The sequence below is a fragment of the Pseudomonas sp. 28 E 9 genome, from assembly GCF_900004785.1.
In the GTDB taxonomy this organism is placed as follows: Bacteria; Pseudomonadota; Gammaproteobacteria; order Pseudomonadales; family Pseudomonadaceae; genus Aquipseudomonas; species Aquipseudomonas orientalis_A.
The window spans coordinates 93,113-109,944 of sequence record NZ_CVTK01000054.1 but is presented as its reverse complement, the minus strand read 5'-3'; the positions used below and the strand labels follow the sequence as shown (position 1 = coordinate 109,944).

The 16,832-nt window shown below is 63.1% G+C and carries 16 protein-coding genes; all 16 read right to left on the bottom strand.

Annotated elements, in window-relative coordinates:
- Positions 1–51 precede the first annotated feature (51 nt).
- On the bottom strand, positions 52–1,752 hold the full coding sequence (gene ureC / locus BFQ00_RS22305; RefSeq protein WP_065934785.1) for an urease subunit alpha: 1,701 nt from the start codon (positions 1,750–1,752) through the stop codon (positions 52–54).
- A 118-nt stretch (positions 1,753–1,870) separates the two neighbouring features.
- Positions 1,871–2,176 (bottom strand): urease subunit beta, encoded by a 306-nt coding sequence (locus BFQ00_RS22300; RefSeq protein WP_065883391.1) that lies wholly within the window; start codon positions 2,174–2,176, stop codon positions 1,871–1,873.
- Positions 2,173–2,706, bottom strand: a complete 534-nt coding sequence (locus BFQ00_RS22295; protein WP_065883393.1) for a GNAT family N-acetyltransferase — start codon at positions 2,704–2,706, stop codon at positions 2,173–2,175. Before BFQ00_RS22295 ends, BFQ00_RS22300 begins: the two co-directional genes overlap by 4 nt.
- Before the next feature lie 5 nt (positions 2,707–2,711).
- The gene (locus tag BFQ00_RS22290; RefSeq protein ID WP_065934784.1) at positions 2,712–3,224 is read right to left on the bottom strand and encodes a GNAT family N-acetyltransferase; all 513 of its coding nucleotides are present in this window, start codon (positions 3,222–3,224) and stop codon (positions 2,712–2,714) included.
- Between the two features lie 9 nt (positions 3,225–3,233).
- Positions 3,234–3,536: an urease subunit gamma gene (gene ureA / locus BFQ00_RS22285; RefSeq protein WP_003171437.1), complete on the bottom strand. Its 303-nt coding sequence runs from the start codon at positions 3,534–3,536 to the stop codon at positions 3,234–3,236.
- 158 nt (positions 3,537–3,694) lie between these two features.
- Positions 3,695–4,534: an urease accessory protein UreD gene (locus BFQ00_RS22280; protein ID WP_065934783.1), complete on the bottom strand. Its 840-nt coding sequence runs from the start codon at positions 4,532–4,534 to the stop codon at positions 3,695–3,697.
- 31 nt (positions 4,535–4,565) lie between these two features.
- Positions 4,566–5,264 carry an urea ABC transporter ATP-binding subunit UrtE gene (gene urtE / locus BFQ00_RS22275; RefSeq protein ID WP_065934782.1) on the bottom strand — a complete coding sequence of 233 codons (699 nt, stop codon included), beginning with the start codon at positions 5,262–5,264 and terminating at the stop codon, positions 4,566–4,568.
- Positions 5,265–5,396: 132 nt separating this feature from the next.
- Positions 5,397–6,230: an urea ABC transporter ATP-binding protein UrtD gene (gene urtD, locus BFQ00_RS22270; RefSeq protein ID WP_170827582.1), complete on the bottom strand. Its 834-nt coding sequence runs from the start codon at positions 6,228–6,230 to the stop codon at positions 5,397–5,399.
- Positions 6,227–7,294: an urea ABC transporter permease subunit UrtC gene (gene urtC, locus BFQ00_RS22265; RefSeq protein ID WP_065896750.1), complete on the bottom strand. Its 1,068-nt coding sequence runs from the start codon at positions 7,292–7,294 to the stop codon at positions 6,227–6,229. Before urtC ends, urtD begins: the two co-directional genes overlap by 4 nt.
- Positions 7,294–8,796 (bottom strand): urea ABC transporter permease subunit UrtB, encoded by a 1,503-nt coding sequence (gene urtB / locus BFQ00_RS22260; RefSeq protein ID WP_065934780.1) that lies wholly within the window; start codon positions 8,794–8,796, stop codon positions 7,294–7,296. The genes urtC and urtB overlap by 1 nt, the downstream gene beginning before the upstream one ends.
- A gap of 138 nt (positions 8,797–8,934) precedes the next feature.
- Positions 8,935–10,200, bottom strand: a complete 1,266-nt coding sequence (urtA, locus tag BFQ00_RS22255; RefSeq protein WP_065894564.1) for an urea ABC transporter substrate-binding protein — start codon at positions 10,198–10,200, stop codon at positions 8,935–8,937.
- Between the two features lie 183 nt (positions 10,201–10,383).
- A complete protein-coding gene (locus BFQ00_RS22250; protein WP_065934779.1) occupies positions 10,384–11,394 on the bottom strand; it encodes a FecCD family ABC transporter permease in 1,011 nt (336 codons plus the stop codon).
- On the bottom strand, positions 11,391–12,338 hold the full coding sequence (locus tag BFQ00_RS22245) for an ABC transporter substrate-binding protein (RefSeq protein WP_065934778.1): 948 nt from the start codon (positions 12,336–12,338) through the stop codon (positions 11,391–11,393). Before BFQ00_RS22245 ends, BFQ00_RS22250 begins: the two co-directional genes overlap by 4 nt.
- The gene (locus BFQ00_RS22240) at positions 12,335–13,123 is read right to left on the bottom strand and encodes an ABC transporter ATP-binding protein (protein ID WP_065883412.1); all 789 of its coding nucleotides are present in this window, start codon (positions 13,121–13,123) and stop codon (positions 12,335–12,337) included. The genes BFQ00_RS22245 and BFQ00_RS22240 overlap by 4 nt, the downstream gene beginning before the upstream one ends.
- Positions 13,123–15,231, bottom strand: a complete 2,109-nt coding sequence (locus BFQ00_RS22235; RefSeq protein WP_065934777.1) for a TonB-dependent receptor — start codon at positions 15,229–15,231, stop codon at positions 13,123–13,125. Before BFQ00_RS22235 ends, BFQ00_RS22240 begins: the two co-directional genes overlap by 1 nt.
- Positions 15,232–15,390: 159 nt before the next feature.
- Entirely contained in the window at positions 15,391–16,770 is a 1,380-nt protein-coding gene (locus tag BFQ00_RS22230; RefSeq protein ID WP_065934776.1) for a PepSY-associated TM helix domain-containing protein, read from the bottom strand.
- Positions 16,771–16,832 lie beyond the last annotated feature (62 nt).

The following is a 16,832-nucleotide window of genomic DNA, read 5'->3' as shown; positions in this document are numbered from 1 at the left end:
GCCTGCGCCCGCCACCTGGCGGGCACCGGCCTGCTGTGGATCAAAAAGCCGTTAAAACAGGAAGTAACGCTGCGCCATGGGCAATACCTCGGCGGGCTCGCACCACAGCAACACGCCGTCGGCCTTGACCTGGTAGGTCTGTGGGTCAACGTCGATGTGGGGCAAGTAGTCGTTGTGGATCAGGTCGGTTTTCTGCACATCGCGGCAGCCCTTGACCACGGCGATCTGCTTCTTCAACCCCAGAGCCTCGGGCACTCCGGCGTCCTGCGCCGCCTGGCTGATAAAGGTCAGGCTGGTGGCGTGCAGCGAGCTGCCGAAGCTGGCGAACATGGGCCGGTAGTGTACGGGTTGCGGCGTAGGGATCGAGGCGTTGGCGTCGCCCATCAGGCTTGAGGCAATCGCGCCACCCTTGAGGATCAGGGTCGGCTTGATGCCGAAAAACGCCGGGCGCCAGAGCACCAGGTCCGCCCATTTGCCCACTTCGATGGACCCGACGATATGGCTGATACCGTGGGTGATCGCCGGGTTGATGGTGTATTTGGCGATGTAGCGCTTGGCGCGGAAGTTGTCGTTGCCGGGGCCGTCGCCGGGCAGGGCACCGCGCTGTTTTTTCATCTTGTCGGCGGTCTGCCAGGTGCGCGTGATGACCTCACCGACGCGGCCCATGGCCTGGCTGTCGGAACTGATCATCGAGAACGCGCCCAGATCATGCAGGATGTCTTCGGCGGCGATGGTCTCGCGGCGGATACGGCTTTCGGCGAAGGCCACGTCCTCGGCGATGCTCGGATCGAGGTGATGGCAGACCATCAGCATGTCCAGGTGTTCGTCGATGGTATTGCGCGTGAACGGACGGGTCGGATTGGTGGAGCTGGGCAGTACGTTTGCAAAGCCGCAGGCCTTGATGATGTCCGGCGCATGGCCGCCACCGGCGCCTTCGGTGTGGTAGGTGTGAATGGTGCGGCCCTTGAGTGCGGCCAATGTGGTTTCAACGAAGCCGGACTCGTTCAGTGTGTCGCTGTGGATCGCCACCTGCACGTCGTATTCATCGGCCACGCTCAGGCAGTTGTCGATGCTGGCGGGCGTGGTGCCCCAGTCTTCATGCAGCTTCAAACCAATGGCCCCGGCCTTGACCTGTTCGATCAGCGGCTCGGGCAGACTGGCGTTGCCCTTGCCGGTAAAACCGATGTTCATCGGGAACGAATCGCTGGCTTGCAGCATGCGCGCCAGGTGCCATGGCCCCGAGGTACAGGTGGTGGCATTGGTGCCGGTGGCCGGCCCGGTGCCGCCGCCGATCATGGTGGTGACGCCGCTGGTCAGCGCTTCTTCGATCTGCTGCGGGCAGATGAAATGCACATGGGAGTCGATGCCGCCGGCGGTGAGGATCATGCCTTCGCCCGCGATCACTTCGGTACTGGCGCCGATGGCCATGGTCACGCCGGGCTGGATATCCGGGTTGCCGGCTTTGCCGATCGCATGGATACGGCCGTTCTTGAGGCCGACATCAGCCTTGACGATGCCCCAGTGGTCGATAATCAGCGCGTTGGTAATCAGGGTGTCCACCACCTCATGGGCGAGCAACTGGCTCTGGCCCTGGCCGTCGCGGATGACCTTGCCGCCGCCGAATTTGACCTCTTCGCCGTAGACGGTGAAGTCCCGTTCCACTTCGACGAACAGCTCGGTGTCGGCCAGGCGCACCTTGTCACCGACGGTGGGGCCGTACATGTCGGCGTAGGCTTGGCGGGTGATTTTCATGTGTGTGCCCTGAAGAATATGTGTTGAATGTGAAGTCGCTATCGGGGGCAAGCCCCCTCCCACCTTTGAAGGTATTCACAGCTCCAAATGTGGGAGGGGGCTTGCCCCCGATGAGGCCCTAAAGGTCGCCCATGATCCGCCCGGCAAACCCGAATACCCGCCGCCCGCCGCTTAAATCCACCAGCTCGACCTCACGACTCTGTCCCGGCTCGAACCGCACCGCCGTACCCGCCGGAATATTCAGGCGCATGCCGCGGCTTGCAGCGCGGTCAAACGCCAGCGCGTCATTGGTTTCGAAAAAATGGTAATGCGAACCCACCTGGATCGGCCGGTCGCCGCTGTTGGCCACGCTCAAGGTGACGGTGCGGCGCCCGACATTCAGTTCGATCTCGCCAGGCTGGATCTGATATTCACCAGGAATCATGCAGGTTGCCCCAGGGTCTTGAAGTAGATGGCGGTCGGGCTGTAGCGCCCGTCCGGGCTTTGGCAGTAGTCGGGCAGTTCGCCGACTTTGGTGTAGTGCAGGGACCGGTAGAAGGCCTCGGCACCGGAGCCGGCCTCGGTGTCCAGGTACAGCAGGCCGCGCTTGTGCTGGCGGGCGGCGAGTTCCAGGGTGTTCATCAATTGCTGGCCCAGGCCATGGCGGCGGGCACTGCTGTGCACCAGCAACTTTTGCACCTCGGCGCGGTTCAGGCCGTTTGCTTTCTGGCACAGCGCCAATTGCACGCTGGCGACCACTTGTTCTTCGCGCACCACTACCCACAGCAGCAGGCTGGCGTCTTCGATACCGGCTTGCACGCCGTTCAGGTACTCGCGGGCCTGGGTCTCATCGAAGTCGGCCATAAAGCCCACCGATGCGCCATGCTGCACTGCGTCCAGCAACAGCTCGATCAAGCCCAGGCGGTAATGGGCAAAACTTTCCGCATTGACGCGACGCAGGTGTGCAGCGCTCATCGATCTCACTCCTTGGGCGGTTTGGCGCCCGGATTCAGCGTCAGTTGCATAAAGGTCAGGTCCAGCCAGCGGCCGAACTTGATACCCACTTGGGGCATCTGCCCGGTGGTGATGAAACCCAGGCGTTCATGCAGGCGGATCGAGGCCTGGTTGCCGCTTTCAATGGCCGCGACCATGACGTGCTTGCCGCAGCTGCGGGCGCGCTCGATCAGGGCCAGCATCAACTGCGGGCCGAGGCCTTTGCCGCGCTGGTCATTGCGCACGTACACCGAGTGTTCGACGCTGTAGCGAAAGCCCTCGAAGGGGCGCCAGTCGCCGAACGAGGCGTAGCCGGTGACTTCATCGTTTTCCACCGCCACCAGGATCGGGTACTGCTGCGCCTGGCGTGCGTTGAACCAGGCCTGACGGTTGGCCAGGTCCACCGGTTGCTCGTTCCAGATCGCCGTGGTGTTGAGCACCGCGTCGTTGTAGATGGCGCGGATCGCCGGCAGGTCGTGTTCGGTTGCATCACGAATCATCGCTGCACCTTACGCAATGGGTTGATGAACGGTGACCAGCTTGGTGCCGTCCGGGAAGGTGGCCTCCACCTGGATATCCGGGATCATTTCCGGGATGCCTTCCATCACCTGTTCGCGGCTGAGCAGGGTGGTGCCGTAGTGCATCAGGTCGGCCACGGTGCGGCCATCGCGGGCGCCTTCCATCAGGGCGGCGGAGATATAGGCGATGGTTTCCGGGTAGTTGAGCTTCACACCGCGCGCCAGTCGCCGTTCGGCGACCAGGCCTGCGGTGAAGATCAGCAGCTTGTCTTTTTCCCGTGGGGTCAGGTCCATGGTTCAGTCCGTAGTCAGGCAATTAAAAAGGCGAGCGCTAACTCCTGTAGGAGCGAGCTTGCTCGCGAAAAACCTGAGGACGCCGCGTGCCTTCAGGATGCCCGCGTTATCGTTAACGATCTTCGCGAGCAAGCTCGCTCCTACAAAAGGGCGCATCTTCATGTGCTCCAGATTCTGGGTGATACCGCTTCCCTGCCGAGTACGGCCGGGCGCAACAACCGCCATAAATCAATCAACCACCCCCGCGCCAGCAGCGCTTCACTGGCCAAACAACGCGCTACCAGCAACCCGGGCAATTGGGTCAAGTCGCCGCGCACCGCGTGTGGCAGTGAGCGGCATTGTTCGAGCAATTGGGGATCGATCTCACCGGTCACCAGCAACGTGGCGAACACCGGTTGCCCGTCCAACCCGATGGGCGAATCCAGCAAGCCATCGGCGCCCACAATGCGCTGGCGCTCATGCCAGAGCAACTGGCCGTCGCGGCGGATATCCAGGTGCGATTGAAAGTGCCCGAGGTCGAAGCGCTCGTCACTGGCCGGGCGTCCGAGGGCGACCACATCCCAGTAGAACAGCCGCGCATCGCCTTGCAGGTCGATGCACGTGGTGAGCTCGGCCTGGGCCGCGCTGAACACGATGGTTTCCTGGGGCAGCCATTCCAGCGTCGCGCCGGCCTCGACGGTCAACTCGACGTGCTGGAAGGCCGGGCCGCCGGCGCGGTACCACTTGGCTGCGCCGGGGCTGGTCAACTGCGCCCAGGCATCGGTGCCGACGTGGGCGCTGATGTCCAGGCGATCACCACCGGCAATCCCGCCGGGCGGGTGCACGATGATGTGCTGGCACACCTCGGGGCCTTCGGCGTACAGGTGCTTTTGCACCCGCAGCGGGCCAAGGTGACGGCGCATGACCGGGCGCGTGGTGTCGCCGAAACGCGCATAGCCCAGTTCCAGCTCGGCGTGCCAGCTGGGGGTGAACAGGGCAGGGGAAACGGGCAGGTTCATGGCTGAGTGCTTATCGTCAGGAGGCTACAGATTAGATGGTTACGAGACCGCGTACACCCTCGCTTTCCATATTTTCACCACGGCCCTGCTGCACGATTTCGCCGCGAGACATCACCAGGTACTGGTCGGCCAGTTCGGCGGCAAAATCATAGAACTGCTCCACCAGCAGGATCGCCATATCACCACGGGCGGCGAGTTGCTTGATGACGGCGCCGATTTCCTTGATCACTGACGGCTGGATACCTTCGGTGGGTTCGTCGAGGATCAACAGGCGCGGACGGCTGGCCAGGGCGCGGCCGATCGCCAACTGCTGCTGCTGACCACCGGACAAGTCGCCGCCGCGTCGATGCTTCATTTGCAGCAGTACCGGAAACAGTTCGTAGATGAACGCAGGCACTTCCCTGGCTTGCGCGCCTGGGAAGCGCGAAAGGCCCATCAGCAGGTTTTCTTCCACGGTCAGGCGCGCGAAAATCTCGCGCCCTTGCGGCACATAAGCGATCCCGGCATGCACACGCTGATGCGGCTTGAAACCGGTGATGGTTTTGCCCTCCCAATTCACCGCGCCTTCCTTGGCCGGCAGCAGGCCCATCAGGCACTTGAGCAGGGTGGTCTTGCCCACGCCGTTGCGCCCGAGCAGGCAGGTGACTTCGCCGATCTTCACATCAAACGACAGCCCGCGCAGGATGTGGCTACCGCCGTAATACTGGTGCAGCTTGTCGACTTGCAGCATCCAAAAACCTCCTCAATCCCCTGTAGGAGCGAGCTTGCTCGCGAAAAACCTGAGGGCACCGCGTGCATTCAGAATGCCCGCGCTATCGTTGACGATCTTCGCGAGCAAGCTCGCTCCTACAGGAAAACCACCTTAGCGACCGAGGTAAACCTCGATCACTCGCTCATTTTCCTGCACCTGTTCCAGCGACCCTTCGGCCAATACGCTGCCCTGGTGCAACACGGTGACGTGGTCGGCAATCGAGCCGACAAAGCCCATGTCGTGCTCCACCACCATCAACGAATGCTTGCCGGCCAGGCGCTTGAACAGTTCGGCGGTGAATTCGGTTTCGGCGTCGGTCATGCCCGCCACCGGTTCATCCAGCAGCAACAGTTGCGGGTCCTGCATCAGCAGCATGCCGATTTCGAGGAACTGCTTCTGGCCGTGGGACAGCAAGCCGCCGGGCCGATGCACCGAGGCGGTGAGGCGGATGGTGTCGAGCACTTCATCGATGCGGTCTTTCTGCTCGCCACTCAGGCGTGCGCGCAGGCTGGCCCATACCGACTTGTCGGTCTTCTGCGCCAGCTCCAGGTTTTCGAACACGCTCAACGCCTCGAACACGGTCGGCTTCTGGAACTTGCGACCGATGCCGGCCTGGGCGATCTGCACCTCGCTCATGCCGGTCAAGTCCAGGGTTTCGCCGAACCAGGCGTTGCCGTGGCTGGGCCGGGTCTTGCCGGTGATCACGTCCATCAGCGTGGTCTTGCCCGCGCCGTTGGGACCGATGATACAGCGCAGTTCACCGACGCCGATGTAGAGGTTGAGGTCGTTGAGCGCCTTGAAACCGTCGAAGCTGACGCTGATGTCTTCCAGGGTCAGGATGGTGCCGTGGCGCGTATTCAGGCCCTTGCCGGCCGCCTGGCCGATACCGATCGCATCACGGCCGCTGCCCGCATCGAAAATAGGTTCAAGCATGACGTTCCTCATTTCTTCAGCAGGCCGATGACGCCCTTGGGCAGGTACAGCGTGACGATGATGAACAGCGCCCCGAGGAAGAACAGCCAGTATTCGGGAAAGGCCACGGTGAACCAGCTCTTCATGCCGTTCACCACGCCCGCGCCGAGCAGTGGGCCGATCAACGTGCCACGCCCGCCCAGCGCTACCCACACGGCGGCCTCGATGGAGTTGGTCGGCGACATTTCGCCGGGGTTGATGATGCCCACCTGCGGCACATACAGCGCGCCCGCCAAACCGCACAGCACCGCGCTCAGCACCCACACGAACAGCTTGAAGCCACGCGGGTCATAGCCGCAGAACATCAGGCGGTTTTCCGCGTCACGCAGTGCGGTGAGCACGCGGCCGAATTTGCTGCGGGCCAGGCGCAAGCCGATGTACAGGCTGGCCACCAGCAGCAGTACCGTGGCCACGAACAACACTGCCCGCGTGCCGGGTTCAGTGATGCCAAAGCCGAGGATGCTGCGGAAATTGGTAAAGCCGTTGTTGCCGCCAAACCCGGTTTCATTGCGAAAGAACAACAGCATCCCGGCAAAGGTCAGGGCCTGGGTCATGATCGAGAAATACACGCCCTTGATCCGTGAGCGGAAAGCGAAGAAGCCGAACACCAGGGCCAGCAAACCCGGCGCCAGGACCACCAGGCACAGCGCCCACCAGAAGTGTTGGGTGCCCACCCAGTACCAGGGCAATTCGGTCCACGACAGAAACGTCATGAACGCCGGCAACTCATCGCCCGATGCCTGGCGCATCAGGTACATGCCCATGGCATAACCACCGAGGGCGAAGAACAGGCCGTGGCCGAGGGACAACATGCCGGCGTAACCCCACACCAGGTCCAGCGCCAGTGCGACGATGGCATAGCAGAGAATCTTGCCGACCAGGGTCAGGGTATAGGCCGACACATGCAGCGGGTTTTCCGGCGACAGCAGCGAACCCAAGGGCAGAGCCAGCAGCAGCAACAGGATCACCGCGCCCACTGCAATCGTCACCTTGGGGCCGGCCTTTTGCGTGGCCGTTAGCATCAATGGCTGATTCATCAGTCGATCACCCGTCCTTTCAGTGCGAAGAGTCCCTGCGGGCGTTTCTGGATAAACAGAATGATCAGCGCAAGGATCAAAATCTTGCCGAGCACCGCACCGATCTGCGGCTCCAGGATCTTGTTGGCGATCCCCAGGCCAAAGGCCGCCGTCACGCTGCCGGCCAACTGGCCGACACCGCCCAACACCACCACCAGGAACGAGTCGATGATGTAGCTCTGGCCCAGGTCCGGGCCGACGTTGCCGACCTGGCTCAGCGCCACGCCGCCCAGGCCCGCGATGCCGGAGCCGAGGCCGAAGGCAAGCATGTCCACCCGTCCGGTGGGCACGCCGCAGCAGGCGGCCATGTTGCGGTTCTGGGTGACGGCGCGCACGTTGAGGCCCAGGCGCGTCTTGTTAAGCAGCAGCCAGGTCAACACCACCACGAACAGGGCGAACGCAATGATCGCGAGACGGTTGTACGGCAGCACCAGGTTGGGCAGCACTTGAATGCCGCCGGACAACCATTGTGGGTTGGACACTTCAACGTTCTGCGCACCGAACACCAGGCGCACCAACTGAATCAGCATCAGGCTGATGCCCCAGGTGGCGAGCAGGGTTTCCAATGGCCGGCCATACAGATGACGAATCACCGTGCGCTCCAGCGCCATGCCGATGGCGGCGGTGACGAAGAACGCCACCGGCAGGGCGATCAGCGGGTAGAACTCGATGGCCTGGGGCACGTAGCGCTGCATCAGCAACTGCACCACGTAGGTGGAATAGGCGCCGAGCATCAGCATCTCGCCGTGGGCCATATTGATCACGCCAAGCAGGCCGAAGGTGATCGCCAGGCCCAGGGCCGCGAGCAATAGAATCGAGCCCAGCGACATACCGCTGAAGGCCTGGCCGAGGATCTCACCGAACATCAATTTGCGTTTGACCTGGGCCAGGCTGGTTTCGGCGGCGGTGTGCACGGCGGCATCGGTTTCGACGCCGGGCGCGAGCAAGGCTTCCAGGCGCGTGCGGGCCAGCGGGTCGCCGGTGCTGCCGAGCAAGCGCACCGCGGCCAGGCGCACCACCGGGTCGGTGTCGACCAGTTGCAGGTTGGCCAGGGCCAGGCTGAGGGCGCTGTGCACCTCCTCATCGGTTTCGGCGGCGACCTGCTGGTCGAGGAATTTCAGTTGCGCAGGCACTGCGCTTTTTTGCAGGGTACGCGCAGCACTCAAGCGCACCTTGGGGTCGGCGGCGAGCAATTGCTGGCTGGCTTGTACATTGTCGATCAGGCCGCGCAGACGGTTGTTCAGGCGCAGGGTTTTGGTTTCGCCGTTGAGCGTGAGCTGGCCTTGCGCAAGGGCGTCCACCAGCTCGATGCGCGCAGGATCGGGGTTGGCGGCCCACGCATGGAGGAGTTTGGCTTGCTGCACCGGGTTGGCGGCAAGGAAGTCGTCGGCGTCGCTGGCGTGTGCGGCCAAAGGCAGCAACAGCAGCACGGCGAGGATGAAACGGTGGAGGGCAGTGGGCATACAAAAATGTCCTGATCATGCGGGGACAGTGTGGGAGGGGGCTTGCCCCCTATGGCAGTGTGTCAGTTGATGAATATAGGTCTGACACTCCGCTATCGGGGGCAAGCCCCCTCCCACATTTTTGACCTGTGGTGGGCTTCAGTTGCTCTTCACCGCATAGTCCGGCTTCTTGTCATTGCCAGGAATGTACGGGCTCCACGGCTGGGCGCGGATCGGCGCTTCGGTCTGCCACACCACCGAGAACTGCCCGTCGGCCTGGATCTCGCCGATCATCACCGGCTTGTGCAGGTGGTGGTTGGTCTTGTCCATGGTCAGGGTGAAGCCCGACGGCGCGGCGAAGGTCTGGCCGGCCAGGGCTTCACGCACTTTGTCGACGTCGGTGGACTTGGCTTTCTCCGCCGCCTGGGCCCACATATGGATGCCCACGTAGGTGGCTTCCATCGGGTCGTTGGTCACGGCTTTGTCCGCGCCCGGCAGGTTGTGTTTCTTGGCGTAGGCTTTCCAGTCGGCGACGAATTTCTGGTTCACCGGGTTCTCCACCGACTGGAAGTAGTTCCACGCCGCGAGGTTGCCCACCAGCGGCTTGGTGTCGATGCCGCGCAGTTCTTCTTCACCCACCGAGAATGCCACCACCGGTACATCGGTCGCCTTCAGGCCCTGGTTGGCCAGTTCCTTGTAGAACGGCACATTGGAGTCGCCATTCACGGTGGAAATCACTGCGGTCTTGCCGCCGGCGGAGAACTTCTTGATGTTGGCGACGATGGTCTGGTAATCGCTGTGGCCGAACGGGGTGTAGACCTCTTCGATATCCTTGTCCGCCACGCCTTTGGCATGCAGGAACGAGCGCAGGATCTTGTTGGTGGTGCGCGGGTACACGTAGTCGGTGCCGAGCAGGAAGAAACGCTTGGCGCTGCCGCCTTCTTCGCTCATCAGGTATTCCACCGCCGGGATCGCCTGCTGGTTCGGCGCCGCACCGGTATAGAACACGTTCGGCGACATTTCCTCGCCTTCGTATTGCACCGGGTAGAACAGCAAGCCATTGAGTTCTTCGAACACCGGCAATACCGATTTGCGCGACACCGAGGTCCAGCAGCCGAACACCACGGCGACCTTGTCCTGGGTCAGCAACTGCCGGCCTTTTTCCGCGAACAGCGGCCAGTTGGACGCCGGGTCCACCACCACCGGTTCGAGCATCTTGCCGTTCACACCGCCCTTGGCGTTGATCTCGTCGATGGTCATCAGCGCCATGTCTTTAAGTGAGGTTTCGGAGATCGCCATGGTCCCGGACAACGAGTGCAGGATGCCGACCTTGATGGTCTCGGCGGCCTGGACGGTCCAGGTCAAGCCCATGGCCGCAATGGATGCCGACAGGGTGAATGCCTTGATCAAACTGCGACGCTTCATAGTGCGATCTCCGTGAACTCAACAAGGGTGTGAGGGACAAGTTGAGCAGGGGATTGCAAGCGCTGTGCCGAGTCGCCAAACCCCATGAAATGCCTGGTTTGCCCACGCTTTTGCAGGCGTGACGCACCAGGAAATGGCAGGCGCAAGTGTCGGTGCGTGGCGGTGCGCTACAACGGGGCGCGCTCAGCGCCTGCGCATCAAGCCGATAAAAAACAGCCCGCCGATGGCCGCCGTTGCTACGCCAATCGGCAGGTCTTCGGGGGCGATCAGGGTGCGTGCCGCAACATCCACCCACACCAGGAACACACTGCCCAGCAGCACGCACACCGACAGCAAGCGCCGGTGCTCGGCGCCTACCAGACGCCGGGCGATGTGCGGCACCATCAGGCCGACGAAGCCGATGGAGCCGCTGATCGACACCAGCACGCCGGTCATCAGCGACGCGATCAAAAACACCTTGAGCCGCACGTTGCGTGCGTTCAGGCCCAGAGTCACGGCGGTCTGTTCGCCGGCCATCAGGGCATTGAGCGGGCGCGCCATGCCCGACAGCAGGGCCAACCCAAGCACCACCGTGGCGGCGGGAATCGCCAGCAGTTCCCAGCGCGCCAGGCCCAGGCCGCCGAGCATCCAGAACATCACCGCTGAGGCGGCGCGGTGGTCGCCCATGAACAGCAGCAGGTTGGCCACCGCCATCATCACGAAGGACACCGCCACGCCGCACAGCAGCAGGCGATCACTTTCCAGGCGGCCATTGCGACTGGCCACGGCGAGCACCACCAGCATGCTCAGCAGCGCGCCGATGAAGGCCGCAATGGGCAGGGTCAGCAGGCCGATGACTTCGCCCACATGCAGCACCACGATCACCGCGCCGAGGGTGGCGCCGGACGTCACGCCGAGCAAATGTGGGTCGGCCAACGGGTTACGCGTCACGGCCTGCAACACCGCGCCGATCAACGCCAGCCCGGCGCCCACCAAGGCGCCGAGCAGCATGCGCGGCACGCGGATCAGCCAGACGATATGTTCCTGGCCCGCACTCCAATCCACTTCACCGATGCCGCACGTCTTGTGCAGCAGGATCCGCCACACCACGTCCACCGGCACCCGCGCCGAACCGAACCCCAGCGAGATCACGCAGGAGATCAGCAAAAACGCGCCCAGGGCACTCAGCAGCAAGGCGTAGCGACGGTCGATCATTCGCCGTGGAACCCTTTGGCCAGGGCTTGCACCGCCAGCACGTTGTCGATACCCGGCGTGGCCTGCACGTACGGGATCACGATAAAGCGCTGGTTCCTGATGGCGTCCACCGATTGCAGGGCCGGGTTATCGAGCAGGAATTGCTCTTTCTGCTTGGCCGTGATTTCGCTGTAGTCGACGATCACGATCACCTGCGGGTTGCGCTCCACCACGGTTTCCCAGTTGACCCGGGTCCAGCTGGCGTCGACGTCGTCGAGGATATTGCGCCCGCCAGCGGCGTCGATTAACGCGTGTGGCATGCCCAGGCGTCCTGACGTCATGGCGCGGTCTTCGCCGCTGTCGTAAAGAAACACCCGTGGCTTGTCGGCGGGCAGGTCTTTTTGTACCTCGGTCACCTGCGCCTGCATCTGGGCGATCAGCGCGTTGGCACGGTCTTGCACGTCGAAAATCTTGCCCAGGTTGCGCAGGTCGTTATAGGTGTCTTCCAGTGTGGCAGCGGGGCGCTTCATCACGAACGCACACGACTCGGTCAGCTCATACACGTTGATACCCAAGGGCTGCAGGGTGTGCGGCGTGAGGTCGCCGCCCACGCGCATGCCGTAGTCCCAACCGGCGAAGAAGAAATCCACGTTGGCATTGAGCAAGGTTTCCACTGATGGGTACTTGCTCGCCAGCTCCGGCAGGCCGTCGAGGATCGCGGCCATGTCCGGCGGCACTGACTTCCAGCCCGTCACGCCGCTGTAGCCGGCCATGTGTGGCTTGAGGCCCAGGGCGAGCATCATCTGGGTCATGTTGATGTCGTGGCTGACCGCGTGTTGCGGGGCTTGCTGGAAGGTCACGTCGCGGTTGCAGCTCTTGATGGTCAGCGGGTAGTGGGTGGCTTCGGCGAGCGCTTGGGCAGTGGCGAACATCAGGGCGAGAGACAGCAGGGCGCGCAGGATCATGGTTGGGTTATCCAGGTGATACGGGGGTAGCCGGACAAGGGATGGGTGTCGATCAGGGCTTGGACGCCAAACACGTCGCGCAGCAACGCGGCGGTCAGCACTTCATGGGGCGTGCCGCTGGCGACGATGCGCCCGTGATGGATCACGTACAGGCGATCACAGAACGCGGCGGCCAGGTTCAGGTCGTGGATGCTCGCCAGGGTGCCGATGTTCAACTGCTTGACCAGCCTTAACAGCTCCAGCTGATAGCGCGGGTCGAGGTGGTTGGTCGGCTCATCGAGGATCAGCAGTTGCGGTTGCTGGGCCAGGGCGCGAGCCAGGATGACGCGCTGTTTTTCACCGCCCGAGAGGGTGGCGAAGGCGTGGTCTGCGAAACCCTGCATCCCCACCGACTGCAGTGCGTTGCGGATCAGTTGCTGGTCGTGCTGGGTGTCGCTGTCGAACAACCCCTTGTGAGGCGTGCGGCCCATGGCGACCACTTCATCCACGCGCAAGCCGAACGCGTCGGGGAATTCCTGCAGCACCACCGCGATGCGTTGCGCACACCACTTGGCGCTTTGCTTCCAGACGTTCTGGTGCTCAAGCATTACCTCGCCGCGCTCCGGCCGGGTGAATCGATAGGCACAGCGCAGCAGGCTGGTCTTGCCGCTGCCGTTAGGCCCGATCAGGCCGACAAACTCCCCGGCAGCGACCTGCAGGCCGGCGTCACGCAGTTGGAACCGGTGAAGGCAGTGGTCGTGGCCGGGTGGAGTCCAAGCCAGGTCGGTGAGGGTGAGCGAGGTCATTAAAAGGTGTAGTCGGCAGTAATGAACATGGAACGAGGTACACCGAGAATCCACTGTTGCCCATCGTTGTACTGGCTGACTGCATAAGTGCGATCGAACAGGTTGTTGAGTTGCAGGCCCAGTGTGGTGTTGCGCATGGCGTTCCACGACAGCGTCGCATCGACCACGGTGTAGCTCGGCACCTCGTTCTGGTTGGCCATGTCGGCATACCGTGCATCGACATAACGCACACCGGCACCGGCACGCACGTTGTCGGTCACGGCCTTGCTCAGCCACAGGTTGGCGGTGCGGCGCGGCACGTCCACTGGGCGGTTGCCGTCGCGCGACACCTGCACGCCGCCGACGTCCTGTTTGAAGTCGTCATACTGCGCTCGCACGATGGCGGCGTTGGCTTGCAACTGCCAGGCGTGAGGCAGTTGCAGGTCGAGGCTGGCCTCCAGGCCGTTGGAAGATTGTTGGCCGACTTGCTGTTTGAACCCCGGGACGCCCGGCACGTCCGTCAGCAGCTTATCCTTGACGATGTGGTAGGCCGCCAGGGTCCATTCACCCCGTGCGTCCCAGAATGCTTGCTTGATACCGACCTCGGTCTGCCTGGCGCTGGACAGGTCGAACTGCTGCTGGCTCGGGCTCAGGGAAATCAGCCCGCCGACGCCGTCGGTGCTGGTGGCGTACTGGCCGTAGACCGAAGTCTGCGGGGTGATCGCGTAGACCAGTCCGGCTTTCCAGTTATTGCCGGTGAGGGTTTTGTCGGATTGGCCACCGGTGCGCAGATCGTCGCGGTCGATGTGCGCGTAGTCGCGGCGGATGCCGGTGACCAGCGCGAGTTTATCCGTGAGTTGCAGGCGGTTTTCCGCGAAGCCGGCCACCGTCCTGGTGGTGGTGGCGAACACCGGCTTGAACGGGTCCTGGCTGGCAAATGGCGCAGGCGCCGGGTGATACAGGTCGACGGGTTGGCCGGTTTGCGCCACGTCATTAAACGGCGTGTTGCTCGCCAGGCGGAAGCGAATGCGGTTGTATTCCACGCCCGCCACGGTCTGGCTGTCGAGGCCGAACAGGGTGTGCTTGAAGGTGAAGGTCTGGCGGTCGCCCACCTGTTCCTGATCGTGCTTGATCCCGAAGTTGCCGCTGCGGGTCAGTTGGCCGTTGGTGAAGTTGTAGTTCTCGGCGTTCTGCCAGCGACGCTGGTTTTTCAGGTAGTACAGCTCGTTGGTGGCGCTGACGTTATCGCTCAACTGCCACTCGCTGGTCAGGCGTGTCCACTGGTCGTTGTAGTGCTGGGTGTCGTTGCTGACGTTGTAGTTCTTGTCGCGCAGGCCCTTGTGCAACTGGCCGTTGATCAGGGGCGTGCCGAAGTAGTTTTGTGGGCGCTGGTCGCCGTAGTCACTGGCCAGGGTGAAGCTCAGGTTGTCGGCCGCCTGCCAGCGCAGAGCACCGCTGATGAAGTCGCTGCTGGCGTCGCCACGGTCGATGAAACCGTTGCTGCGCAGGCGGTTGAGGTTCAGGCGGTAGCTCAGGGTATCGGTCAGTGAGCCGCCACTGTCCAGGGCTTGTTGCTGGCGGTCGTAGGAACCGTAGCCGAGGCGGATGCGGTTTTCGATCGCGCCCGTGAAAGGCTTTTTCGGGACCGTATTGACCACCGCGCCGGTAGCGCCTTCGCCGTACAGCACCGAGGCCGGGCCACGCAGCACGTCCACCCGTTCCACCGCCCAGGTGTCCACCGGGAAGGTCGAGGTGCCCATGCCGGTGTACATGCGGTTACCGTCGTACAGTTGCATCACCGAGCTTTGGCCGGTAAAGCCACGGGCCTGCAGCGAGGTGCCACCGTCGCCCGGGGTGCCGGTGCGGGTGATGCCGGTGGCGCGGGAGATGGCGTCCTGCACGCTGGCGTCGCCACGTGCTCGGATCTGCGCGCCGGTCTGGCTTTCTACGCTGCCGGGGGTTTGCAGCGCCGTCAGGTTCAGGCGCGAACCGGCGGTAGTCGGCGTATTGAGCTCCACGCGTTCGTTATCGACTGCCGGTGCCGTGATGGCGCTCTCGGGCAGGGTCATGGCCTGGGCGTTGGTATGCAGGGCGAGCAGGCACAGGCCGCACGCTAGGGAGTTGTTCATCGGTCGATTCAATCGCTTCTTGAAGGGGGGGCTCGCCGCAGGGCGCGGCGAGCAACGATAACGCAGAAAGTGTTATAAGTTAACACTTATTGGCTGCGCGACAACAGTCGCGCAAGGCTACACAAGCCCGCAGCGTCGGGCATCTCGCCTGTTTCATGCTTAACCTGAGGCAGATTCACCTTGGGCAAAAAAGCGTGACAGCACCAGGCGATCCAGCGCCCACACCAGGATCAACGATGCGCCCACCAACGGGAAAATGATCGCCAGCCCGAGCATGATCACCATCGCGGTTTTCCACTTCGGCACGTCATGACGCAGCGGCGGCACACCCAGTCTGCCCTGCGGTCGACGCTTCCACCAGATCACCACGCCACTCACCGCGCTGAGCAGGATCATCAGGCAGATCACCAGCACGATCAGTTGATTGATCCAGCCGAACATCTTGCCTTCGTGCAACATCACGCCGGTCTCGGTGGCGCGTGCGACCAGGTTGTAATGCTCCCAACGCACATCGGCCAGGACCTTGCCGGTGTACTGGTCCACATGCAGGGTTGCGTCATTGCGCGGGTCGTTGGCGAACACCGCGACGGTGAATACCCCCGTGGCGGTGGTGGGGAAGGTGATGCTGTAGCCGGGCTCGACCTTGCGCGCATTGGCCAGGTCGACCACCTGTTGCAGGCGCACGGTCGGCGCGGCGGGGCCTGCATGCATGGCGCCGTGGTTCATGTGTTCGGCGTGGTCGCCGGACATCGGCATCGGCGTGTTTTCCAGGGCCCAGGGCACGGTCTGTTGGGTGGCCGTGTTGAGCACGCGTGCCTGCTGGTCGGACTGCGGCACGCTGTTCCACATCGCCGCCGGAAAAGTGTTCCACAGGGCGGCGTATTGCTTGCCCCAGAAGCCCGTCCAGGTCATGCCGCTGAGCAGCATCACCAGCAAAAACACTGCGCCCCAGAAACCGGCGACGGCGTGCAGGTCGCGCCAGAACACGCGGCCACGGCTGTTGAGTCGGGGCCACAATACGCCGGCCGATGACTTGCCGCGCGGCCACCACAGGTACAGGCCGGACACCACGAGCATTACGCCCCAGCCGGCGGCGAGCTCTATCAGGCGATCGCCGGTGGTGCCGATCATCAACTCGCCGTGCAGGGCGCGGGCGATGGCTTGCAGGTTGTATTTGGCGTCCTGCTCACCCAGGACGGTGCCGCGATACGGGTCGACGAATACCGTCACTTCGCGGCCATCGTGTTGCATCACGAACTGCGCGCTGCTGGTGGCATCGACGGGCGGCAGGTACTTGCTGATCGCCGCCTGGGGGTAGGCGGCTCTGGCGCGTTGCAACTGCTCGTCGGCGCTCAGCGCGTGTTCGGCGGCGGGAACGCTGAGCAGGTGGCCGTACAGCAACGGGTCGAGCTGGGGTTTGAACAGGTAGATGATGCCGGTCAGGGCCAGCAGCACCATGAAGGGGGCGACGAAGAGGCCGGCGTAGAAGTGCCAGCGCCAGGCCAGGTTATAGAAGGAAACTTTTTGTTGAGTGCTCATCAGGGCTCCGCAAGGCTTTTGATTTTTTGTGTCGGTTACACCGCTATCGGGGGCAAGCCCCC